At 63.7% G+C, this 26,901-nt stretch carries 18 protein-coding genes and 1 pseudogene; 9 read left to right on the top strand and 10 right to left on the bottom strand.

From position 1 onward, the window contains the following. Nucleotides 1–1,000: 1,000 nt before the first annotated feature. Entirely contained in the window at nt 1,001–1,210 is a 210-nt protein-coding gene (locus GGQ91_RS23805; RefSeq protein ID WP_043354314.1) for a hypothetical protein, read from the bottom strand. 408 nt (nt 1,211–1,618) lie between these two features. After that, entirely contained in the window at nt 1,619–2,452 is an 834-nt protein-coding gene (locus GGQ91_RS23810; RefSeq protein ID WP_182592992.1) for an outer membrane protein, read from the bottom strand. A gap of 737 nt (nt 2,453–3,189) precedes the next feature. Here GGQ91_RS23810 and GGQ91_RS23815 point away from each other — a divergent pair. From GGQ91_RS23815 to GGQ91_RS23825, 3 genes are all read left to right on the top strand, one after another. Continuing rightward, nucleotides 3,190–3,483: a hypothetical protein gene (locus tag GGQ91_RS23815; RefSeq protein WP_158713319.1), complete on the top strand. Its 294-nt coding sequence runs from the start codon at nt 3,190–3,192 to the stop codon at nt 3,481–3,483. 96 nt (nt 3,484–3,579) lie between these two features. After that, nucleotides 3,580–4,134 (top strand): PAS domain-containing protein, encoded by a 555-nt coding sequence (locus tag GGQ91_RS23820; RefSeq protein WP_043354302.1) that lies wholly within the window; start codon nt 3,580–3,582, stop codon nt 4,132–4,134. 805 nt (nt 4,135–4,939) lie between these two features. Further along, nucleotides 4,940–5,584: a response regulator gene (locus GGQ91_RS23825; RefSeq protein WP_075379924.1), complete on the top strand. Its 645-nt coding sequence runs from the start codon at nt 4,940–4,942 to the stop codon at nt 5,582–5,584. A 398-nt stretch (nt 5,585–5,982) separates the two neighbouring features. On the opposite strand, the gene GGQ91_RS23830 is transcribed toward GGQ91_RS23825, so the two are convergent. From GGQ91_RS23830 to GGQ91_RS28290, 6 genes are all read right to left on the bottom strand, one after another. Continuing rightward, nucleotides 5,983–8,505: a hybrid sensor histidine kinase/response regulator gene (locus GGQ91_RS23830; RefSeq protein WP_182592993.1), complete on the bottom strand. Its 2,523-nt coding sequence runs from the start codon at nt 8,503–8,505 to the stop codon at nt 5,983–5,985. An 821-nt stretch (nt 8,506–9,326) separates the two neighbouring features. Then, nucleotides 9,327–9,563 (bottom strand): hypothetical protein, encoded by a 237-nt coding sequence (locus tag GGQ91_RS23835; RefSeq protein ID WP_043354299.1) that lies wholly within the window; start codon nt 9,561–9,563, stop codon nt 9,327–9,329. Nucleotides 9,564–9,684: 121 nt separating this feature from the next. After that, the gene (locus GGQ91_RS23840; protein WP_182592994.1) at nt 9,685–11,472 is read right to left on the bottom strand and encodes a tetratricopeptide repeat protein; all 1,788 of its coding nucleotides are present in this window, start codon (nt 11,470–11,472) and stop codon (nt 9,685–9,687) included. 31 nt (nt 11,473–11,503) lie between these two features. Further along, on the bottom strand, nt 11,504–12,904 hold the full coding sequence (locus GGQ91_RS23845; RefSeq protein WP_043354297.1) for an HlyD family type I secretion periplasmic adaptor subunit: 1,401 nt from the start codon (nt 12,902–12,904) through the stop codon (nt 11,504–11,506). Between the two features lie 106 nt (nt 12,905–13,010). Continuing rightward, complete coding sequence (locus GGQ91_RS23850; RefSeq protein WP_051044930.1) at nt 13,011–15,194, bottom strand: peptidase domain-containing ABC transporter; 2,184 nt, start codon at nt 15,192–15,194, stop codon at nt 13,011–13,013. A gap of 725 nt (nt 15,195–15,919) precedes the next feature. Beyond that, complete coding sequence (locus tag GGQ91_RS28290; RefSeq protein ID WP_343066851.1) at nt 15,920–17,635, bottom strand: DUF4573 domain-containing protein; 1,716 nt, start codon at nt 17,633–17,635, stop codon at nt 15,920–15,922. Between the two features lie 94 nt (nt 17,636–17,729). On the opposite strand from GGQ91_RS28290, the gene GGQ91_RS23860 reads away from it, so the two are divergent. The 6 genes and pseudogenes from GGQ91_RS23860 to GGQ91_RS23885 form a co-directional block, all read left to right on the top strand. Then, a complete protein-coding gene (locus GGQ91_RS23860) occupies nt 17,730–18,068 on the top strand; it encodes a hypothetical protein (protein WP_210281430.1) in 339 nt (112 codons plus the stop codon). A gap of 744 nt (nt 18,069–18,812) precedes the next feature. Further along, nucleotides 18,813–20,804, top strand: a complete 1,992-nt coding sequence (locus GGQ91_RS23865) for a tetratricopeptide repeat-containing glycosyltransferase (protein ID WP_182592995.1) — start codon at nt 18,813–18,815, stop codon at nt 20,802–20,804. 43 nt (nt 20,805–20,847) lie between these two features. Then, complete coding sequence (locus tag GGQ91_RS23870) at nt 20,848–21,657, top strand: hypothetical protein (RefSeq protein WP_182592996.1); 810 nt, start codon at nt 20,848–20,850, stop codon at nt 21,655–21,657. Nucleotides 21,658–22,108: 451 nt separating this feature from the next. Beyond that, complete coding sequence (locus GGQ91_RS23875; protein WP_182592997.1) at nt 22,109–22,840, top strand: hypothetical protein; 732 nt, start codon at nt 22,109–22,111, stop codon at nt 22,838–22,840. Nucleotides 22,841–23,266: 426 nt separating this feature from the next. Next, nucleotides 23,267–24,010 (top strand): glycosyltransferase family 25 protein, encoded by a 744-nt coding sequence (locus GGQ91_RS23880; RefSeq protein ID WP_182592998.1) that lies wholly within the window; start codon nt 23,267–23,269, stop codon nt 24,008–24,010. A gap of 141 nt (nt 24,011–24,151) precedes the next feature. Then, nucleotides 24,152–24,604 (top strand): annotated as a pseudogene (locus tag GGQ91_RS23885) (IS5/IS1182 family transposase); the annotation flags it as partial. Nucleotides 24,605–24,640: 36 nt separating this feature from the next. Here GGQ91_RS23885 and GGQ91_RS23890 read toward each other — a convergent pair. After that, nucleotides 24,641–25,342 (bottom strand): HTH domain-containing protein, encoded by a 702-nt coding sequence (locus GGQ91_RS23890; protein ID WP_182593017.1) that lies wholly within the window; start codon nt 25,340–25,342, stop codon nt 24,641–24,643. A gap of 2 nt (nt 25,343–25,344) precedes the next feature. Next, nucleotides 25,345–26,277, bottom strand: a complete 933-nt coding sequence (locus GGQ91_RS23895) for an NAD(P)-dependent alcohol dehydrogenase (protein ID WP_182592999.1) — start codon at nt 26,275–26,277, stop codon at nt 25,345–25,347. Between the last annotated feature and the right edge of the window lie 624 nt (nt 26,278–26,901).

Below are 26,901 nucleotides of genomic sequence, written 5' to 3' on the forward strand. Positions count from 1 at the left end.
GAGGAACGGGACGCGGTGCGTGGCGTCCGACAGGGAGGGGCTGCAGAGCCCGCCCATGCCCGACAGGCTCAACGCCCTGTATGAACGCCTGAAGGCGCAGCAGCGTGCGCTCCTCCTGTGCCGATGGCCGAGCATGCGGGAGTGCCGACCGGGAGCGCCCTTCGCCAGATCAGCTGCGCTGAAGAACGTCATCGCCGCGGTCGAGGCAATCGCCGCCGCGGAGGCGCGACAAAAGCGGCGCTCGGTCGAAGCTGCCGACCGTGGTGCCCCCGGGTGGGGACCTTCAGACCCGGACGCCAATGGAAGAGCCCGGCGGTATCGAGGCGGCAGCGCCGCGTCCCGTATTGAGCGCTGACCTTCTCGGAGGGCGCCGTCAGTACCCCCTTCATCCTCATGGCGCGATCTGGCCCGCGTGCCGTGATCCCGCGGGATCGCGTGTGCCGAGATCACTTCACGCCGCTCCTGCCGGTGACCTTCGTGCGAAAGGTTTGAGCCGGGGCTTGGCGGTGCCACTTGTGCGGATGGACGCCGATCCGAACTGCGCCAAGGGCGTCGGCCTCGTGGATCGCGCGGCCGACCTTGTCCGGCGGATAGAGGCGGCTCGCACGGAATGCCGGCGGCTCTGCGGGCCGCCTGGGGCGACAACGGCGCAGCAACCCGGAAGGTCACTGCGCCGCTGGATCGGGCCGCTGAGGGGGCGATAGCAGCCACGAGGACGCATTACGCTCGGCCCGGCCTCCGTGGGTGCGTCCGAGCACATCCAAAAGGATGTGGCTCGGCAGCGACAGGGATCGGCCATCAATTGTGGACAGCGCGAAGCGCCCTCGATCCGTCAAGGTTCAGGGGCGTACGTGATCTCTCCCCGTCCGATCCAATGTCGCCATGTTCGCCAGCCCTCACGCCTTCGTCCTCTACCATCGCGAGCGCCTTGCCGTGCTCCTCTCCTCAGCCCTCTTCCTGGCGGGTGCGCTGCCGCTGTTCTGGGCCATAGCCTGACCCTTCAGGCTCTTCGCAGGGCCCGGGCCTCCAGGCGCCCCGCCTCAGCCCGCCACGCATCGCATTCGGCCTGCAGTTCCTGAATTCGGGCATGGAGCTGCCCGGCATCGACGGCTGTCTCCATCAGCATGTCCTGCGCGGTGGCGAGCTGCTCGCGCAGTTCGACGTTCTCGGTCGCGAGGGTCAAAAGGATCGCAGCCACATCATCGCCCATGCATGCACCCGCCTCGCGGCCTCGGGGATGTGGCTGATAGGCCTGGCATGGTTACCGCGTCAGAAAGGACGGCGGCTCAGGACCCGCTCCAGCGATCTCGTCCACAGCAGGATCGCCCCCCATCCGCGGGGAGGGACGCTCTCGTTCCAACGCCGGTCGGCGTGAGCCGGCGATGGTCACGCCTCATCGGAGGACCGCGCTGCCCGGCCAGGGGCTCCAACGAGAAACACCCCAGGAGCGGGAGCTCCCAGGGTGTCGCCGACCTCGCGGCCAGTTTGATCGGGCTGGGGATGCGAAGGTCAGCCGATCGGCTGCTCTTCGGCGGCAGAGGGCGATGAGGAGGACCAACGACCCCTCGCCCGCCGCCGCAACTCCCGGCACAGCCGCCGGGAGCAGCGCGACCGGATCTTAGTAGGAGCCGAACTTGTAGTTCAGGCCGGCGCGGACGACGGCGAACTCGTCGGAACGGCGGCCGATGCCGCTGTAGACGACGGGGAAGTTGTTGGCGGCGTTGATGACGAACGCGCCCTGGTTGCGGGTGTTGCGGTCGAGGTTGACGTACAGGCCTTCGACCTTGAGCGTCACGGCCGAGGAGCGGAAGAAGTTCAGGAAGGAGTCGGTGGGGAGCGCGTACTCGACGCCGCCGCCGACGGCCCAGCCGGTGCGGAAGCTGTCGTTGCCGGCGTAGCCGCCGAAGGAGCGGTCGGCGCTGCCCGAGCCGTAGGCGAAGCCGCCGGTGCCGTACACGAGGGTGCGGTCGAAGGCGTAGCCGAGGCGGCCGCGGACGGTGCCGAAGAAGTCGAGGCTGGAGAGGCCGCGCGGGTCGGTGACGTAGTAGCCGGGGGCCAGCGCGCCGGCGACGAAGGCGTTGTTCCGGTTACGGCCGAAGTCGAGGTACTGGGCATCGGCCTCGATACCGAACACGACGCCGGAGCCGGGGGTCAGCTGCCAGTTGTAGCCGATCTGGCCACCGCCGGAGAAGCCGTCCTGGCTGCGGTTGCGGAAGGAGGCGACGGTGCCGGGGGCGGCGTAGGGGAACGGCACGGCGAAGGTGTTGCCGGTGTTGCGGTCGCTGGCGTCGAAGGCGTAGCCGGCGTTGATACCGAAGTAGGCGCCGGTCCAGGTGAAGACCGGGACGGGGGTGAAGACCGGCGGCGGGGCGGCGCGGCGCGGCAGGTCGGCGGCCGAGGCGGCGCCGGTCAGAGCGGTGAAGGCAGCCAGCGAAGCCAGGAGCTTGGTCATGAGGTAAGGTCCAAATTTCGATCTGGATGTATGGCTACCGGTTCGTGCCGAAAATAGCTGTAGTTTTATGGGCACACCATTGGGCGATGAGGCGGGGCGGCATAGTAAACTATCTGTAAAAATGAGTTAGATTTGGGAGATATGCCGCTCGATCCTCATCCGGGCGCCACAACATCTCGCCGGCGCGTTGGTTGCATTCCGCCGGCACGTTGCCGGGTGGCTGTGGCTAAATGGCTACAGGATGGGTGGGCCGGCTCGCCGCAGCTTGGGCCCCGCACCGGATTTTCAGCCCCGCGTTGCCGATCCGGCCTGAGCATCGCTTTTTCAACCCCATCGGCTGGCCCCAGCTCTCGGACGTGAGCCGGTTGGGGCAGGCGGAAGACTGCCGTAAGGGCTGGGGGCGGCCATACGGGCGGGGATGGTCTACCCCCTCGGCGATGGTCGCTGGATGGTCGCTGGTGGGACGCGGAAGCCGGCCGGTGGCGCGATGGACGGGGTCGCCCCTTCCGGGTCGCGGCAGAAACCGACATCCTCGCCCGCTGGACCCGGACGGTCTTGGCCGTCGCACACCGCGATCACGACACCTCGAACAACGCCGACGCCAGCCTCGCGGCCTTCTGCCAGCGCGGCCACATGATCCACGCCGGGCCGGAGGATCGGCGGCGGCGCACGCTTTTTGGGCGGAAGGCGCTCGGTGATGTGTTCGGCGGCCCATCTCCGCCGTCGGGATTCACCGGTTGCTATGGCTCTTCTCTCTCCGCAACGCCTCGCAGCGCTTCCAACGCTTGTTGTCGTCCCTCCTCCGTCTCGATCTTGAACCACAGGCGCAGGCATTCGTCCGTGCTCGCGGCTTCGCCAGCAGGCGGCTTCTCGGCGAAGAATCGCTCGACAGGGACGCCGAGAGCATCAGCGAGCCGGTGCAGCGTCGCCCAATCGGGCTCGTCAAATTTTCTCATGTCATCAGCAAAACCTTAGATCGAAGATGTATGTTCCGCGATCACGAATTGACTAAAATCAACGAGCTCGGTTGAAAAGTAAAAGTATCGCTCCAGTTGAATTCGGTGGGTCTGGGGATTGGCGCTCGGGCTTCCGCGCCGATGCGAGTCAGAAGCCGAGGAGCGTTCTAGATGATCTTCGTCACGAAGGCGGACGGGGGCGTGAGCTACGTCAGTCCCGAATGGACGGTTTTCACCGGCCAGGCGGCGGCCGAGGCCGTCGAGCATGGCTGGTTCGCTTGTGTGCTTCCCGACGACCATGAGGTTGCGGTCACGTTCCTGCGCGAGGCTCGCGATCAGCAGTGCGAGTACAGCCTGCGCCTACGCTTGCGCCGTGCGGACGGAAGCTACGCCTGGGCAATGATCGGGGCCGTCCCCTCGTTCGGGCCGCCCGGCCGCACCTTCCTCGGCTATCTCGGCTCGGTCACGGAGATCGCCGTGAGCGGTTCGGAACCGTTGGGTGCCTTCGGCACGCTAGCGCGCTTCGTGCCGCCGCCCGTGAGCCCGACGACGCCACCGGGCTCAGCCTTGGAACTCGTGGCCGACCACCTGCTGATAGCCCATGGGCTCATTGAGCAGGATCATGCCAAGGAGATGCTGCCGGTTTTGCGGCAGGCCCTGATGCAGGCCGGTGTACTGCTTGCGCGGAGCATGACCGCCTCCGATCCGAGCGGCCGCTTCCATTAGGGCTCAGCGTTGAACGGGGATCGCACTCGCCTCTTCATAGGCGATGACGGCAGCCGCCGTGATCCGGGGCATCATGCCACCGTGCGGGAAGGTCTATAGCTCCGTGCGGCAGGGGCGACGAGCACAATCCCGACCGAGTCCGGCGCGCGTCCACGGCGCTGGGTCCTGAAGCGTCTCGTCCCGCGCCGCGGCCCTCTCCCGCCCGGGAGAGGAGCCCGTTGCGCAAGTCCGGACCCGCGGCGCCTGGGCCGCGATTCATCGCAACGCGTTCGGAACCGGCTCGCGTGTCCGTCACGCCGCCGCGTCGGAACGGTATCACAGTCGCGGTCGCGCCGCGGAAGACCGGCCTGCCGGCAGAGCCGTTCGCCGCGGCGGATCGTCAAAATATTAACCTATATGCATCGCCGGAAATCAATCTTGACACCTGTTTTTCCCGTCTGTACAGATGAATCCTTCGAAATTCCGCTATTAAATACAATTATACCGACAGATCTTTCGATATTGGTGCATCTGTAGAGAGATATTGTCTATCGATGTTGATCTTTCCGGCTTCTCGGCGTCAAGATGCATATCGTATGTCGATGTCTCATAAATTGAGCCGTCGCTGGAATTGTTTTACGTATCATATCTTCGCGGTCGGATTTGAATGATTGGTTGTGAGCTTGAGAGTGTCGATTTGAAAGACGATGCTGAATGACGGCGAGTCCGCAAGTCGTGCCGCTCAATAAGAATTTTATACGGCAAAAATTGATCTCGCGTATCGGAGAATAACTGGATCGCAACAGCAGGCGTATAGAGACGCGTTATGGCTTGTTCCCCCGGTCGTCGTATCATAATCGCGGATGATCATCCGGTGGTCCTCGCTGGATTGGCCGCCCTGCTCCGGCAGGTCAACAATCTGGATGTCGTGGCCACCTGCTGCGAGGGCGAAACGGCATTGAAGGTGATCCTCGAACTGCAACCCGATCTCGCGTGCCTCGATGTGCAGATGCCGAAATTGTCAGGTGTCGAGGTCATTCAGGCTGCGCGGCAGGCCGGTTCAGAGACGCAGTTCATTGTCCTGACCGGCTCAGTCGCTCGTGAAGAGTTTGCCACGGCCTCGGAATGCGGTGCGATCGCGATCTTTCACAAAGACTCCGCCAGCGACGACCTTCTGGATTGGATTGAAGGGGGCCATATCCAACGCCAAGGCCAATCCTATGATCGACACCATGGCGAGGACGGGGACGGTGGCACGCGGAACCTGACGGCGCGCGAACGCGAGATCGCAATGCTCGTTGCAAGAGGTCTGACGAACAAACAGATCGCGCGAGAGGCCAATATCTCGCAGGGGACAGTCAAGATTCATTTGTATAATATATTTCAGAAGTTGTCTCTCTCTAATCGGACCGAGCTGGCAAATTACGCCAATGTCCGTTCGGTTGTCGGATTGCAGGAGCAGCGCTTCTGATTCGACCGGTCGCAGGATGCGGTTTTATTATTTACAATATTGACGGCCTGACGATCCGCGATGCGTGTTCAGTGTCCGCGTACCTGGCGAATCGGCGATCGGATCGTCGCGCGACAACCGGATGTCATCAGAGCTCTCGTTCACGTCGGACGCGATCCCGGAGACCTTGCCGGTGCCTTCGGCGCGATGTGCCGCTCTGCAGGTGGTTGCGCAGCGGCCGGACGTTGCCCGCCCGAGCCGCACAACGCGGGGCGCCGAAGATGAGCGGCTCCGCGAGCGGGGGGGGCGCCCCGCGCAGACCGCGTGCGCGGATTTCCTCCTGCGGGCTTCGGCGATGCGCGCTGCGCCACCCGCAACGGCGCGAGATACTGGCAAGAATGCTGTCCGCAACCGCCGTATCACAATCCTGTTTGCGCGGCGAATTCCGGTTCGGTCAGGAAATTCTTTCGGACGAGGGCTGCCCGGGTCGACGTGATCATCGCGCGCAGATCGGCGTTACTGGTGCCGATGCTTTGATCGCATCCCAGCTCGATCTCCAACCCGAGACAAAGACGCTGCATCCCTGAGAGCCCGAGCATGCCGGCCATGCCTTTGAGCGCATGGACCTCCTTCGCTTTCGCCTTCCCGCTGGCATCGGTGCGGTCGAGATAGGCACAGGTGCCATGGGCATTTCGGAGTGCCTGAAGCAGGAGGGATTCGAGCTCGCTACCCAGTCTCTTTTGCAAGGACTGAAGTTTACGATCGTCGAGCAGATCGGACTGCTGAGGTGGAGGCATCGGCGAGACCGCGCTGCCGCTCACGAGATTTCGCCTTCTCGCCGTGTAGTGAGCAATGGATGCGTTCAGCGAACCCCAATCGATCGGCTTCGCGATGCAGCTGTTCATTCCGGCTTCCAGGTAGCGTCGGCGCTCGCTCTCGTAGACGTTGGCCGTGAGCGCTATGATCGGCAGGCTCCTTTCCGGGCCCTCGAGGCGCCGGATCGCCCGCGTCGCCTCGACACCGTCCATGACCGGCATCTGGACATCCATCAGGATCAGATCGAAGCAACCCTGCTTGGCCAATTCGACAACCTCGGCGCCATCCTGGGCGAAGATCACGGTATGACGATCCGATGCCAGCATCGAGCGGATGATACTGCGGATCAGCGGAATATCCTCGGCCACGAGGATGCGACGCGGTTGCAGATCCGATGGCCTGCATGGGATGGGGGCCGCGACGTCAGATCCGTCATGCTCAAGAAGGGGGATCTCAAACCAGAAGCGGCTGCCGGAACCGGGCGAGCTGGTAAAACCGATCGTTCCGCCCATCGCGGTGACGAGACGTCTGGAGATCGCCAGTCCCAAACCGCTCCCCCCGTAGCGTCGCGCTGTCGATTTATCTTCCTGTGTGAAGGCCGTAAAAACCTCCGCTTGATTCTCTTCGGCGATGCCGATGCCGCTGTCTTGCACCTCGATCCGGAGCAAGAGCCTGTTTTCACCGATCGAGCGATGGGTTGCGATAATCCTGATCGTTCCATGATGTGTGAATTTTATCGCATTTCCGACGAAATTCAGCGAGACTTGCCGGATCTTGGTCGGATCACCGATCGCGCAAGCTGGGATATGTTCGGAATAGTCTTCCTTGAACGCGATATCTTTGGCGCGGCAGAGCGGCTGCGTCGTCGCGCATACTTCATCGAAGAGGGATCTCACCGAGAAGATCGTGGACTCGATTTCGAGTTTTCCGGACTCGATCTTTGAGAAATCCAAAATGTTATTGATCACACTCAGAAGATGATGGCCGGATTGCCTGATGAGATCGAGATTTGTCTTCTGATTGGCCGTCAGGGATTCCTTCGCGAGCAGGTCCACCAAGCCGAGCACGCCGGTCATGGGCGTTCGAAGCTCGTGGCTCATGACGGACAGGAAATCGCTCTTCGCCCGGCCCGCGGTCTCGGCCTTGTCACGTGCCGCTTCGGCTTCCTCACGCGCGCGGTCGGCCGCCGCGCCCGCCTCACGCAAGCGGTGGGCCGCGTTTTCAAGTCGGGCGAGAAGCACGCCCAACGGGATGGCCGATAAGAGGGCCGTGAGGACGAACAAATTGTAGATGATCAGCAATTCGGCACTCGCAGCGCCCTTGGCCGCGCTCAGGGCCGCCGGTCCGTTGAAGGTGAACAATCGAACGGCGAGCGACACACCGAAGACCGCCGCGCTGCTGCCCAACAATCCGCCGCTGAGCGTTGCCAACAGCAACAGCGGTATCGCGAGAAAAAGAAACGGCGTGTGAGACACCAGCAGAGCGTAACTGGCGGCCGCACTCGCGATCGTCAGAACGGCGATCTGAGATAATTTCCGGGGGTTGAGCCTTTCCAGAAGAGACCGTTCAGTCCAGCTCAGCACCAAAGGCAGCGCTACGAGCAAGTCGAGGGCTTCGGTGAAGGACCGGATCTGGATGATCGGCCGCTCCGTTGCGGGAACAAGGAGACGGATCCAGGCGAATTCGAACGCCGCGCTCAGCAGGCAGGCGAGCGAGCTGAAGACCGTAAGAAGGGGGATGGTTTTGACTGATAAGTACCAATTTGCTCCGCGGTTTATCTGCCTGAAAAGTGCCGCCGTCGCGCAGATTTCGAACACGTCCGCGATGACGATGCCGGATGTCGCCAGAATCGATTTGCCGATCAACAGGTGAGCGGCGAAGTTGGCGGCCGCGGCGGTCGCGATCGCCGGCGGCCATGCTTCCCGGCGCGTACGGAGCAGGATGGCCAGGAAGAGGCTGTTCGCGCACCAGGGTATGATCGCGAAGACGGCGTGATCGTTCACATAAAAGCGGCTTGCTGCGGGGATCAGATAGAGGATCGGAACGGCGCCGAAGGCGGCTGCAAAAATCCAGTTGCCGCCGGCGGGTCGGGTGAGCCCATCGATGATGTGCTTCATCTGACGCATGAGGGCGTGCCTCGTGGATCGGAAGCAGGTTACAGTCTCGGTCGCCGTCTGCGGTTCGCGGCCATGAGAATGGAGCGGTTTCCCGGTGGGTCAACTATTTTCATCGACAGAAGATTGTATTCAAGTCGCGATATGAATCTGTATATCGCGATTGTCTGTAAAATCTGAATTTTCAGTCCTTTGTCCCGAGGTCCTGACGATCGTTTGCGTTTGAGCGCAGACCGAACCGGCCGTCACACGCGGCGCCGATGCCCGTCGTCAGTCGCGCGGAGGGGGACTTCGGCCTTGAGGACTGGACGCTCTGGTCCGTTCCGGGTGGGAGATGCGTCGGCCGGCACGGGGCGGCGCGAGGACCGGTCCGACACTTGAGCCTTGCCCCCTCACGCACGATGGCATCGCCCCGGTCGATATCCGGTGGGCGCGGGGATGCTTGGGCGCCCCTGCCCTCGCACATGACGTTCGAGGCCGCGGCAGGCGTCCGGATCCTGCCCGATCGCGGTGCGCACGGCACATTTCACGAGGCTGCCGTGTCGTCCGGATGAGACGCGGGTCCCCTCCCCTGGACGGGAGAGGGGGCACGCCGCGCCCGTCACAGCTTCACCGTTGTGGACCGTGCGCGTTGCAACCGGACACCGCCCGTGCGCCGCAGCGAACGATCAGCCGGATCATCTCCGGCATCGCGGCGCATGAGCGTCCGGGTCATCGCCCTGCCGCCGACGCGCGCGCACGGGATCCGGCTGCTCCGGATCCCGTGAACGGTGCTTCGATCAGGTTCACCGGCCGATGCGTGGCCTGCAAGCCATGGTGCGGCCGTGGGCCGGTCAGTGAGCGGGCGGATTGGCCGTCACGTCACGGATCTCTTCGGGCCCAAGCCCGAGATTGTGAACCGCATCCGGCGAGAGCTCGCCGACCGTCTCGACGCGATCGGCTGGCGGCGCCCCGTCGGCGGCTTTGTTGACGAGGTACAGCGCCCGGCGCGGATCCGCCTCCGCGACCGCGTAAAGCTTCGGCGCAGTGAAATTCCCGGCCTTCGTAATTTTTACGACCCAGCCACTCATCGCTTGTCTCCGCAACATGTCCGCCTCGGCAGGTCGCATGAGGATCATGCCGAGCAGAACTAAGGAACATGTGAGATACGCGGCCTTATTAGGCCGATAATTCCGCGATGTCAAAGTATAATTAAGCCGCGAAAAAAGCGGCTCCACTGTCGTCGCGTTTCGGAAAGCTGATTTGATCGAGCTGTTCGAGTTCCGCGGCAGCCTCGCGGACACCCTGCCCGCGTGCCGCTTCGAACCAGCGCCGTGCCTCGGCCTCGTCCTTCGAGCCCGTGAGCCCGCGGGCCAGGTAGCGACCTGCAGCCAGTTGCGCATCCGCATGTCCTGCCTCCGCCGCTGCTCTGAACAGGCTCAACGCACGGGGGAAGTCCGGTTTCAGACCGTACCCGCCGTCGAGCATGGCGGCCAGAGCATAGATTGCCCCGACATGGCCGCTCTCGGCCGCGCGCTCGAACAGATGGAAGGCCTGGACGCGGTCGACGGGGCCCCCTCGGCCGTTGACCATCATCTCGCCCAACATCGCCTGCGCCTCCGCGACGCCGCCTTCGGCGGCGCGCGCGATCCAGGCCCGGCCCTCCACGGCATCGCCGACGACTCCTCGGCCCTCGGCGATCATCCGACCGTACCAGAACTGGGCGATCGGCATCTCCTCGGCCGCCTTGCGCAGCCACAGGGCCGCCTGCGCCTCGTCGTATCCACCGCCGATGCCGTGCGACAGACAGATGCCGAAGTTGAAGGCCGCCGCCAGATTGCCCTGCCTGGCGCTGCGCTCAAACCAGTGGCGGGTCCGCACATCGTCGCCGGGCGCGCCCTCACCGGCGAGGATCAGATTTCCGAGATCGACCTGGGAGACTTCACTGCCGAGGTTGGCCGCCTCCCGCAGCCAGTGCGCGGCCCTGTCCGAGTCCTGAGCGCCGCCTAGGCCGACTTGGTAGAGCTGGCTCAGCGTTCGCGCCGCGCCGGCATAGCCGGCCTTTGCCGCGCGCTCGAGCCAGAGCGCCGCTTCGACGAAATTGGGCGCCAGATCGCCACCTCTGGCGTGCAGGTGCCCGACCAGCGCGGCGGCGTGTGCGTCTCCTGCCAGACCCGCGCGTCTGAGCCACGTCTCCCCCAGGATCGGATTCCGCTCGACGCCGTCGCCATTGAGCAGTGCGAGACCCAAGCTCGTTTGGGCGGCGACGATGCCGCCCTCGGCCGCCCGCGCGTAGAGCTCGACGGCGCGTTCCGCACTTCTCGGCACGCCGATACCCGCATGCGTGAGCGCACCGAGCAGGAACAACGCATCCCCCAAGCCGGCCGCCGCCGCCTTCTCGATCTCGGCGACCGCCAGCGCAGTGTCCTCGGGCGTCTGCTTCCGCAGACGCAGCAGTCCCAGGCCGAGATGCCCCTGCGGACAGCCGGCCCCGGCCGACGCCAGGTACCAGCGTTCCCCCTCGGCTTCGTCGCGCAGGGCGTTCGGGCCCGCCGTCAGGATGTAGCCGAGCAGGGCCTGCCCTTCGCGCGAATCGTTGGCGGAGGCCCGTCGCGCCCAGAGGATGGCGGAGACGGGATCGGATTGCTTTCGCTCGTCGGCGCGGTCGAAGGCCAACTCGTCCGTGAGCGAAGACCTCTGCTCCGCCATCCCGGTATCGCCGCGCATGCACAGCAACGCGAGCTTGAACTGTGCCTCCGCATGCTCGCCTTCTGCCGCGGCGGTCATCCAGCGGACGGCTTCGGTGATGCTTTCGGGGACGCCCGTCCCGTCCAGGTAGCATTGCCCGAGGTGGAACTGCGCGTCCGGCAAGCCGCCCTGGGCCGCCCGGCTGATCTGAGCGACGCCGTCCTTGAACCGGCCGCTCTCCAGCAGGCTGAGGCCGAGCCTGAGCCGCGCGGTCGGAGAAGCCGGAGCCAGGAACCTGTCGACGATCTTCATCCGCCGCACGCCTCCGAAGAGTGGCGATTATTCACGGCTCCCGCATCCCTTCAAGTCCGACGGGCAGCAGGCGGGCGAACAGATACTTGAGCATCGTTCGATCCCCGACCATCACATCGGTCGTCACGGGCATACCGGCGGTCATGTGGAAGTTATCGGGCAGTCCGTGAAGCTTGATCGCGGTCAGTTCCACGCGCGCGCGGAACCAGACGCCGTTGGCCGCCTGCCCGCCGACACTGCTTCGCTGCGTCTCCTGCTGCCCGGTGAAGCTGTCGGCGCTCACGCTCTTCACGACGCCGTCCGCCATGCCGTACTGCACGAAGGGGAACGTATCGAACTTCACGCTGACTTTCTGTCCGGGATGGACGTAACCCGCCTCGTCGGCCGCGATGCGCGTCTCGACTTCCAGGGGCGTGTCCCGCGGCACCAGCGTGATGAGCTGCTCGCCGGATTGCAGGATCGAACCGACCGACACCTTGGCGACATTCAGGACGATCGCGTCCTGTTCGGCCACCAGATTGACCAGCTGTCGACGGAGGGTCGCCTTCCGCAGGCCTTCCTGGGCCTCGTTGAGGCTGCGGCGCCGCAGGGTGATCTCCTGGCTGATCTGCGATTTCCAGTGCTGCGAGAAGGCATCCCGCTCGGCGATCATCTGATTGAGGTCGTTCCGGGCCCGGCCCGCGGACGCGGTCGCATCCTTCAGGTTCCTCTGCATCTCGATGCGCTGGTCCTGAGCGACCAGGCGATTCATCTGGCTGCCGACTTGGAGGCGCTCCAGCTGCAGGCGTTTCGATTCGAGGATCCCGGCGATCTCCGCGCGCTCGCCGAACGCCTTGGCATCGAGATCCGCGCGCGCGAGCTGCGTCTCCAAACCTCTGATCTTCTGATCGTAGCTCTCGATCTGGTGCCGGTACTGGGCCTGTCGCTGTCCGTAGAGAGCGACCTGAATCACGGTCGCGGCGTCGGCCGAGGACGGATGGAACGGCGATCCCGTGCTCTCCGCCGTCAGCCGATCCACCTCCGCCTGAAGGCTGAGAACTTGGTTCTCCAGGGCCCGAGCGTCGGCGCCGGTGAAGGTCGGATCGAGTTCGGCAAGGAGTTCGCCGGCGCGGACGACTTGGCCTTCGCGAACCTTGATCGAGCGCACGATCGACGTTTCCAAGGGCTGAAGGACGATCGTCGGGCTCGTCGACACCATCCGCCCCCCGCCCGTGACCACGACGTCGACGGGACACGTGGCCAGGATGAGGCCCGAGGCAATCACGAGCGTGAGGACCACGCCGAGCATGCTGCGCGCCGCAGGTTGAACCGGCATCGCGAGGAGCGCCGCCGTCGGAGACTGGAACTCCAGGAGGACCGGACCGACATCCGCCTCCGCGGGCGAGAGGCGCCTGATCCGGAAATTGAACCAGCTTGCGAGAGAGTTACTCATCGGCGAGCCTTTGTTTCCGTATGGCCGTGGCTCAGAACAACCTGAGGGCTTGCTCCACCCGGCGCCGCGTTCGTCCGGAGCGAATGGCGCAGCCTGCGGTCTCCGATCACGTGGCGCTCAGGTAGATCGGAGACGGACGCGCCTCCTCCAGATGCCGATTCTGCTGTTGCCACAACTGCTTGTAGATCGTGCAATGCTCGACCAGATGGTCATGGGGACCGATGGCGATCGCACTGCCCTTGTCGAGCACCAGGATCTGGTCGCAACGGATCAGGGACGAGAGCCGGTGGGACACGATGATCATGGTCCGGCCGCTCGCGATCCGCTGGAGGTTCGCGTTCACCAGGGCCTCGCTTTCGGGATCCAGCGCGCTGGTCGCCTCGTCCAGGATGAGCAATCTCGGATCCGTGATCAGGGCGCGGGCGATCGCGAGCCGCTGCCTCTGGCCGCCCGACAGGTTCGCGGAGCCCTCTTCGATCCAGGTCTCGTAGCCGCGGGGCAGCCGTTCGACGAACTCTTCCGCGCCAGCAAGCCGCGCGGCGCGGATCACGTCCTCGAAGGTCAAGCCCGGCCGGCCGGCGATGATGTTCTCGCGCACCGTCCCGCGGAACAGGAAGTTGTCCTGCATGACCACGCCGAAGCTCCGACGCAGGTGCGTGAGGTTGATCTCGCGCAGGTCCGAGCCGTCGATCTTCAACCGGCCCGTGTAGTCGCGATTGATCCCCTGCAGCAGGCGCGCGATGGTCGACTTGCCGGACCCGCTGCGGCCGACCAGCCCCAGCATCGTTCCCGCGGGGATGCTGAAGGAAACCTCGCGCAAGGCCGCCGACTGCGCGCCCGGGTACCGGAAGCCGACCTCCTCGAAGCTTATCTGTCCCGCGAATTGGGGGCGCAGGCCGCTCCGTGCCGCCTCGGTCTCGGTCGGATGGTTGAGCACCTCCGCGACCTGGCTGATCGACATGCGGATCTCTTCGATGTCCTGAAGCAGCTTGGCGAAGCTGATCAGCGGGCTCGCGACGCGGCCGCCGAGCATCATGAAGGCGATCAGGCTGCCCGCGGTGATGCCGGTCGTTCCCGCCGGGGCCAGGACCACGATGTACGCGCCGCAGAGGAGGATGCCCCGGTCGATGAAGCGCTCGAGCGGCAGCGAGAGCGTCTGCGCCCAGTTGACGATACGGCCGGCCGCCAGCCGCGCCTTGCCCGATTCGGCGACGCGTTCGTCCCATTCGCGCTTCCGCACGTCCTCGATCGCCAGCGACTTGACCGTCCGCATCCCGTGCACGGTCTCGACCAGGGTCCCGCCCTTCTGGATCTCGGCCGCGATCAGCCGCGCATAGACGGTCCGGATCGCCGGCAGGAAGGCCAGCACGAGCCCCCCGACACAGGCGGACGCGACCAGCACCATCCACGCCAAGGTCACGCTCATGTAGAACAGGAACGGCAGCAGGACGACGAGCGTAAGCAGGTCCAGAACGGTCGAGACCAGCTTCCCTGTCAGGAAGTCGCGGATCTTGAAGACCTGCGAGATTTTATGGGTCGTCTCGCCGGTCGGGGATCGCTCGAAGAACTCGATCGGCAAGGCCAGCAGGCGCCGGAACACGTGAACGTTCAGACGGGCATCGATCCGGGTCGACATCACTTCGACGATCTCGCGCCGCGCGTAGCTGATCAGCGCTTCGTAGACCGTCACGAGGACCAGCATGAGCGTGATCAGCGTGAGCGTCGACACCGTGTTGTGGGTCAGAACCCGGTCGAGTGCCGCCATGACCAGGAATGGCGGCAGGATCTGCAGAACGCTGACCGCCAGGGAGGCGGTCAGGATCTCGCGAAGATTGCGCTTCTCCGTGAGGACGAGCCTGGCGAGCCAACCGAGCGAGAAGGCGGCCTCGTCGTCCGTCGTCGCGCGCGAGCGGCGGACGAGAAGGGCCTCGCCGTTCCAGACCCGCTCAAGGCGCAGCTCGTCGATCTCGATGCCGGTGCCGCTGGGGCCCGTCGGTCCCTCGATGAAGCAGACGCCTCGCTCACGATCGCGGCGCGTGATGAGGGCGGCATGCCCGTCGGCAAGAAACACAACGATGGGGCCGACGTGTTCCAGCCGCATGAGCTGGGACCGGCGCATGCGCACCGCCCTGGCCCAAAGGCCGGACGCCGTTGCCCATGCCGCGAGCGAGGCCGGCGCCGGTACCGGACCTTCGGACTCGCGCGGGTAGTCGGCGGGATCGAGGTCAGCGCCATGGTGGTGTGCGACCCGCACGACCGCCATGATACGCGCCTGCGCCTCGCGCGACATCGCACGGTCTGAGACGCTCACCTCTCGAACTCCGAACGCGGCCCCGCGGGTGTCGGGCGCTGGTGCATGGCGACTCCACGTCGTCTGATCGGGTCATGCGAAGCTCGGGCAGGCACCCTGAGGGGGCACCCGCTCGGTGCGTCTCATGCGGGCGCGCCCGCCGCTCACGATCATGCCGGCCCGCGGTTCGGGCTGGAATAGGCCACAGGTTATAGACTTCTTAACCTTTTCGACTTCGGCGCCTCCCGGGTCCGCAGATCGTCTCGTGAAATCTGCTTTCGCATCCGCCTGACCGTGATTCGGTTCTGGGTCCGGCGTGTTTAGTTAACGAATTATAACCTCTGGCATATGGCTCGGCCAATTTGTCTCGCGATAGGAGGATCCCCTGTGCTGGCATGCTGCCTCGTATGCGCTGCCTTGTGCGAAAACAGATCTGATTTCCGTTGTTCGAGAGGCCGGCGCCACCAAGACTGAAGGTGGGCAAGAGCCATAGCGAGGGAGATTGCAATGGCCAACGAAAACTTGTCCGGAACCTCAAGCGACGGCCTCGTTGCATTCTCCGGAACAGCGGATGCCGGAGATCAGCTGTTTTTCTACGCCAGGCAGAATGGGAACTGGATCCTGCTCGGATCTACGGTGGCCGATACGCCGAATCCCTTCTCGACGGGCGGTAGCTTTTCCTTCTCCGCGGCGCTCGGCCAGGGGATTTATGAGCAATTCGCGATCTACGATGCGACGGGAACGGGCATCAATATCACCACCGCGCAGGTCGCATTCAGCGGTGGCACGCAGAGCGCCACCAATGGTGCCGGAAGCACGAGCGTAACGTTCACCAACGATGGCGGGTACCCGATCACCGGCGTGGTCGGCGTCACCGGCGCGACCGGCAGCACGGGGGCGACCGGTGCCACGGGAGCCACCGGCAGCACGGGAGCCACGGGTTCGACGGGCGCCACGGGTTCGACCGGCGCCACGGGTTCGACGGGCGCCACGGGTTCGACGGGCGCCACCGGTTCGACGGGTGCCACCGGCGCGACGGGTTCGACGGGAGCCACGGGTTCGACCGGCGCCACGGGTTCGACGGGCGCCACGGGTTCGACCGGCGCCACGGGTTCGACGGGAGCCACGGGTTCGACCGGCGCCACGGGTTCGACGGGAGCCACAGGTTCGACCGGCGCCACGGGTTCGACCGGCGCCACGGGTTCGACCGGCGCCACGGGTTCGACGGGTGCCACCGGCTCGACCGGCGCCACGGGTTCGACCGGCGCCACCGGTTCGACCGGCGCCACGGGTTCGACCGGCGCCACGGGTTCGACCGGAGCCACAGGTTCGACCGGCGCCACAGGTTCGACCGGCGCCACAGGTTCGACGGGTGCCACCGGCTCGACCGGCGCCACGGGTTCGACGGGAGCCACAGGTTCGACTGGCGCTACGGGCTCGACTGGCGCCACGGGTTCGACCGGTGCCACGGGTTCGACGGGTGCCACGGGTTCGACCGGCGCTACGGGTTCGACGGGTGCCACGGGTTCGACCGGTGCCACGGGTTCGACCGGCGCTACGGGTTCGACGGGAGCCACCGGCTCGACCGGCGCCACGGGTTCGACGGGAGCCACGGGTTCGACCGGTGCTACGGGTTCGACCGGTGCTACGGGTTCGACTGGAGCCACGGGTTCGACCGGCGCCACGGGTTCGACCGGCGCTACGGGTTCGACGGGTGCCACGGGTTCGACCGGTGCCACGGGTTCGACCGGCGCCACGGGTTCGACGGGTGCCACCGGCTCGACCGGCGCCACGGGTGCCACCGGAGCCACAGGCCGTACCGGCGCGACGGGTTCGACCGGCTCGACGGGTGCCACTGGAGCCACGGGCCGCACCGGCGCGACCGGTTCGACCGGTGCGACGGGTGCCACCGGAGCTACGGGCCGCACCGGCGCGACGGGTTCGACCGGCTCGACGGGTGCCACTGGAGCCACAGGCCGCACCGGAGCGACCGGTTCGACCGGCTCGACGGGGGCCACCGGAGCCACAGGCCGTACCGGCGCGACGGGTTCGACCGGTTCGACGGGTGCCACCGGAGCCACGGGCCGCACCGGCGCGACGGGTTCGACCGGCGCGACGGGTGCCACTGGAGCTACGGGCCGCACCGGAGCGACAGGTTCGACCGGCGCCACGGGTGCCACCGGAGCCACAGGCCGCACCGGCGCGACCGGTTCGACCGGCTCGACCGGTGCCACTGGAGCCACAGGCCGCACCGGAGCGACCGGTTCGACCGGCTCGACGGGGGCCACCGGAGCCACAGGCCGTACCGGAGCGACCGGTTCGACCGGTTCGACGGGTGCCACCGGAGCCACGGGCCGCACCGGCGCGACCGGTTCGACCGGCTCGACGGGTGCCACCGGCTCGACCGGCTCGACCGGCAGCACGGGCGCGACGGGTGCCACTGGAGGCCACCATCACCACCACCACCATGGTCACGATCATCACCATGGTTACGACTCGGCGGATGCGACGAGATCGAACGGCGGCGCTGGAGCTGTGATCGATCAGGGATCCGTCGGCACGGGGATGGATCCGGTCTTCGCTCAGTCGACTCAGGGTTCGAGCGTGTCCGACATGGATGTCCTGAGATCGCTGGGAGACCTCATCAGCCGGTTGATCTCCAACAACGGCTCGGTGAGTGGCCTACTCAGCGATACGGCCGCGCAACAAGACATCCTGACTCTCATGAACGCGTTCCGGCTCGGCGGAAGCTCGGGCGACGCGACGACCCAAGCGAGCGCCTCGATCGGAACGAGCCGGTCGACGGCGGGTGGCGCGTCCTCGAACACGTCCTCGCCGACCGATCTGCTCAACAATCTGGGTCGGCCGAGCTGACTGGGGTGACATGCGGAGGGCGCCTTTCCGGGCGCCCTCCCGAACAGAGAGGCCGCAGCTCGCCGCTGCGGCTTCTCCACGTTCGGCGCGGGCCGCGCAGGGCGAGGCGAGATGCGTCCAGCGCCCGAATCGCTCCGGTGCCGGCCCGCCACGGAGACCACGAGCGGTGCGCATGGGGGTGGCATCGGTGTTGCGCGGGTGGCTTCGATGCGCCGTGGCCGCGCGCATACCGAATGGTAATTCTTGGTCCCGACCGACGGCGACGTTCCCTCGGCAGCGCCAGACGCACCTCACGCCTGCGGGCAGACACCGCCCACACGCACGGAAGCCCTCGCCGACCGTCGCATCCAGCAGCGCCTCGCGACACGGGAAGGCCTGCGACCTCGTCCGGGATGGCCTCAGCGGCTGGTCGACCAGACGTCGGCATATCCGGGCGGGTCCGCGGCCCCGTCGTCCGGCACCTGACCGAGGGGCGGTTCTGTGCCCTCCGAGATCGGGATCTCACCCCATGCGGGCTTTTCGAGCCGGGACGATTCGGTCCGGATCGTTCCTGCCGACAGATTGATGTTACACCGCGCGAGCTATACTATCCGGCGAAGATATGGCAACATAGGCGTCTTTTCGGCTCCCTGAAATCTGTAATATATCAACGAAGTCCGGTTTTCATGTGCGCCATGCGTCCGGACGGGGGTACTGAAAATTCTTGTCAGCCGCTCGCCTCTTTGATCGGGAGAGAACGGGACCATGGCAAAAATTGGCTTGTCCATGATAGTCAAGGATGAGGCGCGCGTGATCGAGCGCTGCCTCGAGAGCATGCTTCCTCTGATCGACTACGTGCTCATCTCAGACACCGGATCGACGGATGGCACCCAGGACATCATTCGTTCCTGGCTCGATCGGAATCACATGTCTGGGGACGTCGTCGAGGAGACGTGGCAGGACTTTGCCACAAATCGAAGCTCGGCTTTGCGCCATCTCAGAGCGCGGAACGTCGTCGAATACGCCTTCGTCATGGACGCGGACGAAACGCTGACCTTCGACGACGGTTTCGATCCGCGGAAATTCAAAGCGTCTTTAAGCCATGATTATTACAACGTCGAGATCCGACGCGGCGGCATAAGATATTGGCGCCCTCAAATCATGTCGAACGACAGAGATTTTTACTACAAGGGCGTGCTGCACGAGTATATCGAGGCACCGGACGGCGTCACATCGGGAGACGCCATCGGATTTCACATTGCGTCGGGCGCATCGGGCGGAGCCCGAGAAAAGGATCCGGACACTTATCGCCGCGACGCCCGCAGATTGGAGGACGCTCTCGATGTCGAGAGCGACAGTTTCCTTCGGTCAAGGTATACGTTCTATCTTGGCCAAAGTTACCGAGATAGCAATCAGCTCGAAAAGGCCCTGGATGCCTATCTTGCACGGAGCGAGATGGGTTATTGGACCGAAGAGGTGTACATCAGTCTATTGGAAGCCGGCCACCTCATGGATCGTCTCGGCCGGCCCGTCGACGAGATCGCTGACGTCTACCGACGCGCCATAGCGGTTTGCGGGACTCGCGCAGAAGCTTTTTATCACATCAGCGACCTCTATTTTCGACACGGCCGCAACGAGGAGGGCTTCGCTGCGGCCAAAGCGGGTTCTCATCTCGTCGAACCCGCAGGCGGACTCTTTCTTTCCAAATGGGTCTACGATTACGGCTTATTGGACAAGCTCGCCATCAACGCTTACTGGGCGGGACATTATAGCGAATGCTTAGAGGCCTGTCTGACGCTTCTGGCGGACAACAGGCTCCCGCTGTCGGAACGCGCTCGGGTCGAGGCCAATGCCCGTGCGTCGCTGACGAAGATCCAGGACGAGAAGACCGCCGCCTGTCTGGGCTCGCGCGCGGCGCCGAATTTCCTTGAGCAGTACGAGATCGGCCCCGCGCGGGAGCTGAAACCCGCCGCCGCAGATGCCCGCGTGCTGGTCGCGATATTGGCGAAGCAGATGGCCGCAGCGCTCCCGCTCTATCTCGATTGCTTGAGAAATATGGATTATCCGAAATCCAAGATTGTACTTTATATAAGAACCAACAACAATACGGATGAGACGGAGAACATCCTGGCGCAGTGGATCGAGACATTCGGCGCTCAGTATGCGGCCGTCGAGTTCGATGCCAGAGACGTCGAAGATCCCGTTCAGACCTACGAATTGCACGAGTGGAACGCGACGCGGTTCCGGGTCCTGGGGCGCATCCGTCAGGAAAGCCTTCAACGGACGATCCATCATGGATGCGATTTCTACTTCACGGCCGATGTCGACAATTTCATTCGGCCAAACACGCTTCGCGAACTGGTGGCGCTGCAGTTGCCCATCGTGGCCCCCTTTCTACGATCGGTGGAGAGAGGAAGCTATTACTCGAATTACCATGCGGCGGTCGACGATCAGGGATACTACAGTCACTGCGATCAGTACGATTGGGTGTTGAACCGCTGGATCACAGGTGTCGTCGAAATGCCGGTGGTCCATTGCACCTACCTCGTCCGAACCGACGTCATCCCGCTGCTCAACTATCAGGACGGAACCGACAGGCACGAGTATGTGATTTTCTCCGACAGCGCTCGGAAGAGCAATGTCGTACAGTACATCGATAATCGTCAGATCTACGGCTACATGGCGCGCGATGACATACGAAGCGATACCGAACAGGCGCGCATCCTGCTAAGCCGCAGCCCGACACATGCGGGATAGGCTGATCTCACGTCGGAGCGTCGCTTTTGCTGGAGGTTTATACATGATAAGCCTCGGCCGTACCAAAGCAGGCAGCGCTCCGATCCTGGCGAATCCTGTCGAAGTCCGGGGCGAATGGCACGCGCCGCCACGGTCGGCCGCGCTCGTGATCGGCCGCATGCGGGAGGCCTGCTGCTCCGGCATCCGTATGGTGTCCGATCGGCAGCCGCAGATATTACGGATCGAGAATTGTCCTGCCGGTCCACCCGCGGTCTGGCTGCATCGGGACGCGAGCGATACTGCCATCATCCATGTCGACGTGGGCGAGCGTGCTTGGACCCAGTTGGCCTATCAGTTCGGCCACGAACTGGGTCATGTCGTGAGTAATTCTTGGGACAGCGAAGCGAAACCCAGCGCGCCATGCCAGTGGGTTGAAGAAATGATCGCTGAAAGCTTCTCGCTCCGCGGACTCGCCAACCTGGCGGCGGCTTGGGAGAGGAGCCCGCCGTTTCCGGGAGACGCGGGCTATGGGAAGGAGATAAGCCATTATCGAGATAACATTCTGGCCCAGTACAATCAGATTGCGTCATCTCAAGGCCTCGGAACGTCCAGCTCTTGGTTCACCCGCAATAGATCAACCTTGGAGGGTTTCGTCGGACTATCCGACCATGCGAAGGCGGCGGTTTCGATACTTCTACCCGCCCTGATGGCGCGTCCCGCGCTGTTGGAAGACATCGGTGCGCTCAATTGCTGGCCGGAACGGGCGGCATTACCTCTGGATGCTTATCTCAGTCGGTGGCGTGCGAGTTGCAAGAGCTTGGGATCGGCCGGTTTATTACCCGATCTGATCAAGACGACGATCTGCTCGCGCTGATCGGGATCGATCTCTGCTCATCCGGGTTCGCACAGTCCTCGGCAGCGGCGCCTCGTCTCTGGAGGTCTTGCCAGCCGTATGGCGGCGATCAGAGGGCGGCAACGTGGGAGCGGCGCAAGTCTTCGACACGGGGCGAGCCGGTCGACAATCCGCTCAAGGCGACGGCGGCACGGCCGGGCGGCGAAGCGCTCCTGGCCCTTGTCGGGGGTCGCGACCGCGAGGGTGTTGGCGCTGCCGACGCAGGCGCTTCGGTGGACCCGATCGGCGCGAGGGTTGCCGCCCCGTTCGCCGCTCGTCCCGTGACCGGCGGCAGACGCGGAGTTTCTTGGCAGAACTGGCGACGACCGCTTCCGATTCCTGAATGGGCAACTGATGCAGGAGTAAGGTTCTTGCGAATGTTGTCCAGTTGCGTCAATAATAGTCTTCCTTGCATCAGCGAGACGGGATCGAGATGCGCATCATTGCCTCTATGACGACGATACCGTCCCGTATCGCGGAGATCGAGCCCGTCATCGAGTCTGTTCTCAATCAGGACGTGGCTGTCGATCGTCTGGAGATCAATATCCCGTTCCATTGCAAGCGCAATGGAGAAGAGTACATTCTTCCGGATTGGCTCGTTTCGGAAGGTCAGATCGCGGTTTTTCGAACCGATGATTATGGGCCGATCACGAAGATCGCCCCCACCCTGCTCCGTCATCGACATGACGATGCGTACATATGGTCGGTTGACGACGATTGCCGATATCCGCGAAATCAATTGAGATTGCTGACATCCGTATGCGGTCCGAACGAAGATCGTATACTCACCCGTTATGGAGGCAACCTGAAAGAAGGAGGTCTCTTCGAGCCCTGGTACGGGCACGGCGCATGCACGATGCTCGAGGGGTTTGGTGGGGTCCTGTATCCTCCGAATTGTATCAAGGACGATTTCGATCGATATTTAGTCGACACATCAAACGATAAATTTTGCCGCGCAAATGACGACATCGTTTTAGCCATGTATTTCAATCATCATCAGGTGCCAATATTCTTGCACAACGTCCCTTCTGACGATGTTCCGTATATGGTCGAAGGCTGGATGGCGCACGCCGATCGAGATGCGTTGTCGACCGGTGGGCACAATATGGCTTATGAGGGCGCTTACAAATTTATAACAAACTACTTTATTTGCAATTCATCGTGACGGATGGAAAGCATCTGGCGCAAGTTCGATTGTCGCACATCGTGTGGATGACTTTCAGGCAGATGTAAATGCGCCTCTGTCAGCCAGATTGCTCCTGTCGCAGCCGCGCATCACGCGTTATCATGAGCTCGCCACTTGGATAAGTCGAATTGGCTTTGCGGATCGGGAGCAAAAAGCAGGGAGTCCGGAACCAGGCCAATACGATCGCCGTACTGCGGCTTGATTGATATTCGGACGAAAAGGCAATGTCTTGATGGAAAATCTGAAATTTATATTCATAGATACAAGCAAAAGATTTTTTGTATTGCGCACGAACGCACAAGCCTTTGCTCGACAAGCAAAATTATCAAGAATCTCGCTCTGTGTTGTTGTCTGCTCTTTTGAATCAAGATTTTTCGATGTCCCGTGTGGCCGAGGCACAAGACGATGATCGATGCCGACCGGAATGTCCCCGTTCACATCATCAACCTGGATCGCGACGCTGAGCGATTGAAAACATTCATGCATCGCAACGATTTTCTCCAGGTTGTCCGGCCGGACGCTGTCGAAGGCCGAAACCTGGATCGCGACGAACTTGCCAGGACCGGGATGATCCATCGAGATTTGCGCTATACAAATCCAGCCTTGGGCAATGCACATTCCCATATCGGTCTCTGGACCAAGGCAGCGGACGAGGATGTCTGTGTAACGATTGCGGAAGACGACGCGATTTTTTCGAGAGATTTTCATGCCGGGGCACGCACAATTCTGGACGCGCTTCCCTCCGATTGGGATGTCGTTCTTTGGGGGGTGAACTTCGACGCCTTTCTCTGGCTTGAGGTTGTCGAAGGGGTTCGCTGCAAGCTGCAGTTCGAACAGGATGATCTTCGCGCTCGGGTTGCAGAGTTCCGTGATCGTGCCGGGCTGAACGTGCCGCTCCGTTTGCGTCATAGCTTCGGGGTAATGGCGTACACGGTTTCACCCCTCGGCGCGAGAAACCTCATGAAGATCTGTCTTCCGCTTTCCAATCAGCTGATCGAATTTCCGGGCTATGGGGTCTTGATCGAAAACAACACGATCGATGCGGCAATGAACGCGGCTTATCCGAGTCTCAAGGCATTCGTTTGCATCCCACCACTGGCCATATCGGAAAATCGCCACGAGTCGTCGACCATTCAGGGTGCAAAGTAAGGAATAGCTTCTGCTTTTAATCGAAAATGGATCGTATTCATTCAATAAAAGTGAGCCGGCAGCCTGCCGTCTTAGTGTCGTCCCCCATAACGATAGCGCGGCCCGGCAGGGTGTGATTCACGGCTCCTGCCGGAGGCGCCGATGGATCATTCCTGGCTGACGGACGAGCAGTCTGCGAAGATCGCTCCGCACCTGCCCACCGATACGCGAGGCAAGGAGCGCGTCGACGACCCGCGCGTGATCGGCGGCATCGGTCACGGGCTGAAATCCGGCGGACGTCGGGCGGACGCACCGCGCGAGATCTACGGCCCGAAGAAGACCTTGACCGCTTCATGCGCTGGGCAGGCAAGGACGGGCGGTCTGTTCGAAGCTCTGGCTCAGGCTGGCGGACCGCCGGCCCAGGGTCTGATCGACGCATCCGGGGTGGAGGCCCATCGCTGTTCCACGGGAGGCGAAGGGGAGAACCGATGCGGGCAAGCGGGCGCTCGCGCGGTGGACGCACGGCCGGGATCCACGCGCCCCCCCGACCGCGCCTGCCGCCCGCTCGCTTTCCTGCTGATCGGCGGGCCGATCGCCGACTGCACGGCTGGTGCGGCCGCTTCCTCGGCAGCCCTGCGGAGGACCGCGGCCTTATCGGACCCTTTGCGCGCACAGTCGTTCTGCCACGGCGCGCCACGCTTTGACCAGCTGTCGACGGCTTCCCGGGTAATGCTCCACGAGAAGGGTCATATCGACAACGCGTTCGGCGTCGAAAATGCAATAACCGGCGTCTCTCTCACACCAAGCTGCAAAGCTTCGCCCGGATCCGTCGAAACCAAGCATGATCGGCCAGACGATCCTCTCCGACGTGCCGCCACTTTCTTCACGGTAGACAACCCGCATCTTACGCTGCTCGCGCATCGCGCGGCGGCACTGCGCCAGATCGAAGCGCGTGGCGACCGAGGGAGGGCCGGAGGCGACGTAGAAACTGCTGTCGTCGAGAGCCGGCCGCAGGGTCGGAGTCAGCACGCTATCGATCTTGGCGAGAGCATTGCGAACGGCCTCAGCCAGGGCGGCGTCGGTCTGACGGCTCACCCATTCCGCACCGATGACCAGTGCGTGCAGTTCCTCTTCGGTGAATGAGAGCGGCGGGAGCAAGAAACCAGGGCGGAGAGCATAGCCGACGCCGGCCTCCGCATCGATGTCGGCCCCCATGGCTTGCAGAGTCGCGATATCCCTGCGGATGGTGCGCAAGGAGACGCCGGCCTCGCGAGCGAGCACCGCGCCCGCCACCACCCCTCGGTGACGGCGGAGACGCTGGAGGAGGTCGAAGAGACGGTGACTGCGCGACACGGCTACCCGATCGTGACGACCACTTTGCCGCGCAGCTTGCGGCCCGCCTCGATTGCCGAGATCAGCGGAATAGCTTGCGCGAGCGGCACGGTTTCGGCAATCGGCAGAACCAGCGTCCTGTCATGGGCTGCCTTTGCCAGGCGGTCGAGCAGGTCCGCACGTGGCTTTCCGACGATCGGTTTCATCCGCCGGTCGAACACGGCACGCAAGAACCGTACGGGCGTAGGCTCGACCGTGGTGAAGGTGCCGCCCTTGCGCAGCATGCCGATACCGGTTGACGTCGAGAGCGTTCCTGCAGCATCGAACACCACGTCGAATACCTCGGAAATCGTCGATGCGGCGGTGACCCGATAATCATAGACTGTTTGGAGCCCGAGCGAGCGGGCACGCTCGATCCCTTCGGCGCCACAGCTGCCCGACACCTCGGCGCCGAACATGCGTGCGATCTGCACGCCGGCCTCTCCGACAGCACCCGAGCATCCATTGATGAACACGCTCTGACCGGGCCTCAGTCGCGCCTTGTCGATGAGGCCATTCCAAGCCGTGACGCCCGCCGTCCCGAGGCATGCGGCCTGCTCGAAGGAGACGGTCTCCGGCTTTTTCGCGAGCGCGGCTTCCTTGGCAATGACGGCTTCGGCCAGTGAACCGGCCTCCTTGAAGCGCGCCATGCCGAAGATCGCGTCGCCGATCTTGAATCGGGTCACGTCGGCCCCGACCGCGGTGACGGTGCCGGCCAAGTCCAGACCCATTCCACGCGGGAACGATCGCCCGGTCACGATCTTCATCGCGCCGTTGCGGACCTTCCAGTCGATCGGGTTGAGCGCGGCGCGACGGACGGCGACCGCCACTTCGTCCTTCCCTGGCGTTCCCAGCGCAAACTCTTCGAGCCGCATGACTTCGGGGCCGCCGTAGGAGTGATATTGAATGCGTTTCATGGACTCGCCTTTCACCCGAGGCGGCGTCCTACGACGCCGTGGTGACAATTTCTGTCACCATCGTGGAAGCGGGAGCGGCGGACGGCATCCGCCCGCGTAGGAGCGCGCCCTGATGGCGGGGGCGTACTGGCTTCAACAGCAAGTCAGGGAGCGCTCGGCCGCTGATTGGCCCCGATCCATGATGCAGTCCGAACCTTCGCGATCGAGACGTGGTGGATAGATCGCAGTGCCTGTTTGAGATCTGGATCGGAATCTCTGTCAGATCTGGCGCGAGTCAGGCCGCAACATGTGCGACGATGGTCGGTCGGAGGCTGAACGTCGGCTTCTGGACGACGATCTACGGTCCGCTGTCCACCTTAAGTCGAAGATGTCGGAGGGGCGGTGAATGGCTGCTTCCGGGTGTCGGCGAAAGCTGGCGGCACGGCTGGCAGGGGTTGGGTGCGGACCGGCGGCTCAGGGTGGGTTTCTGACAATCCGCTTCCGGGCGCAAAACGCGAGAAGCAGACGCGTTTACGAGGATCCAGAAGGACACTCAGTCGATGGCCGTCTGATGCACGTGATGATCTCCTATTGGTCGGTTATGGGCCGACGTTTCGGAACCAGGATATCACCACCCTTCGCGCT

This window comes from Methylobacterium fujisawaense, assembly GCF_014138435.1.
Taxonomy (GTDB): Bacteria; Pseudomonadota; Alphaproteobacteria; order Rhizobiales; family Beijerinckiaceae; genus Methylobacterium; species Methylobacterium fujisawaense.

Bases quoted from the DNA above. Each gene is read 5' to 3' on its own strand.
- GGQ91_RS23840 (WP_182592994.1), bottom strand. From the start codon at position 11,472: ATGAAGATCGTCGACAGGTTCCTGGCTCCGGCTTCTCCGACCGCGCGG.
- GGQ91_RS23895 (WP_182592999.1), bottom strand. From the start codon at position 26,277: ATGAAACGCATTCAATATCACTCCTACGGCGGCCCCGAAGTCATGCGG.
- GGQ91_RS23810 (WP_182592992.1), bottom strand. From the start codon at position 2,452: ATGACCAAGCTCCTGGCTTCGCTGGCTGCCTTCACCGCTCTGACCGGC.
- GGQ91_RS23865 (WP_182592995.1), top strand. From the start codon at position 18,813: ATGGCAAAAATTGGCTTGTCCATGATAGTCAAGGATGAGGCGCGCGTG.
- GGQ91_RS23820 (WP_043354302.1), top strand. From the start codon at position 3,580: ATGATCTTCGTCACGAAGGCGGACGGGGGCGTGAGCTACGTCAGTCCC.
- GGQ91_RS23805 (WP_043354314.1), bottom strand. From the start codon at position 1,210: ATGGGCGATGATGTGGCTGCGATCCTTTTGACCCTCGCGACCGAGAAC.
- GGQ91_RS23845 (WP_043354297.1), bottom strand. From the start codon at position 12,904: ATGAGTAACTCTCTCGCAAGCTGGTTCAATTTCCGGATCAGGCGCCTC.
- GGQ91_RS23850 (WP_051044930.1), bottom strand. From the start codon at position 15,194: ATGTCGCGCGAGGCGCAGGCGCGTATCATGGCGGTCGTGCGGGTCGCA.
- GGQ91_RS23870 (WP_182592996.1), top strand. From the start codon at position 20,848: ATGATAAGCCTCGGCCGTACCAAAGCAGGCAGCGCTCCGATCCTGGCG.
- GGQ91_RS23830 (WP_182592993.1), bottom strand. From the start codon at position 8,505: ATGCGTCAGATGAAGCACATCATCGATGGGCTCACCCGACCCGCCGGC.
- GGQ91_RS23875 (WP_182592997.1), top strand. From the start codon at position 22,109: ATGCGCATCATTGCCTCTATGACGACGATACCGTCCCGTATCGCGGAG.
- GGQ91_RS23825 (WP_075379924.1), top strand. From the start codon at position 4,940: ATGGCTTGTTCCCCCGGTCGTCGTATCATAATCGCGGATGATCATCCG.
- GGQ91_RS23835 (WP_043354299.1), bottom strand. From the start codon at position 9,563: ATGAGTGGCTGGGTCGTAAAAATTACGAAGGCCGGGAATTTCACTGCG.
- GGQ91_RS23880 (WP_182592998.1), top strand. From the start codon at position 23,267: ATGATCGATGCCGACCGGAATGTCCCCGTTCACATCATCAACCTGGAT.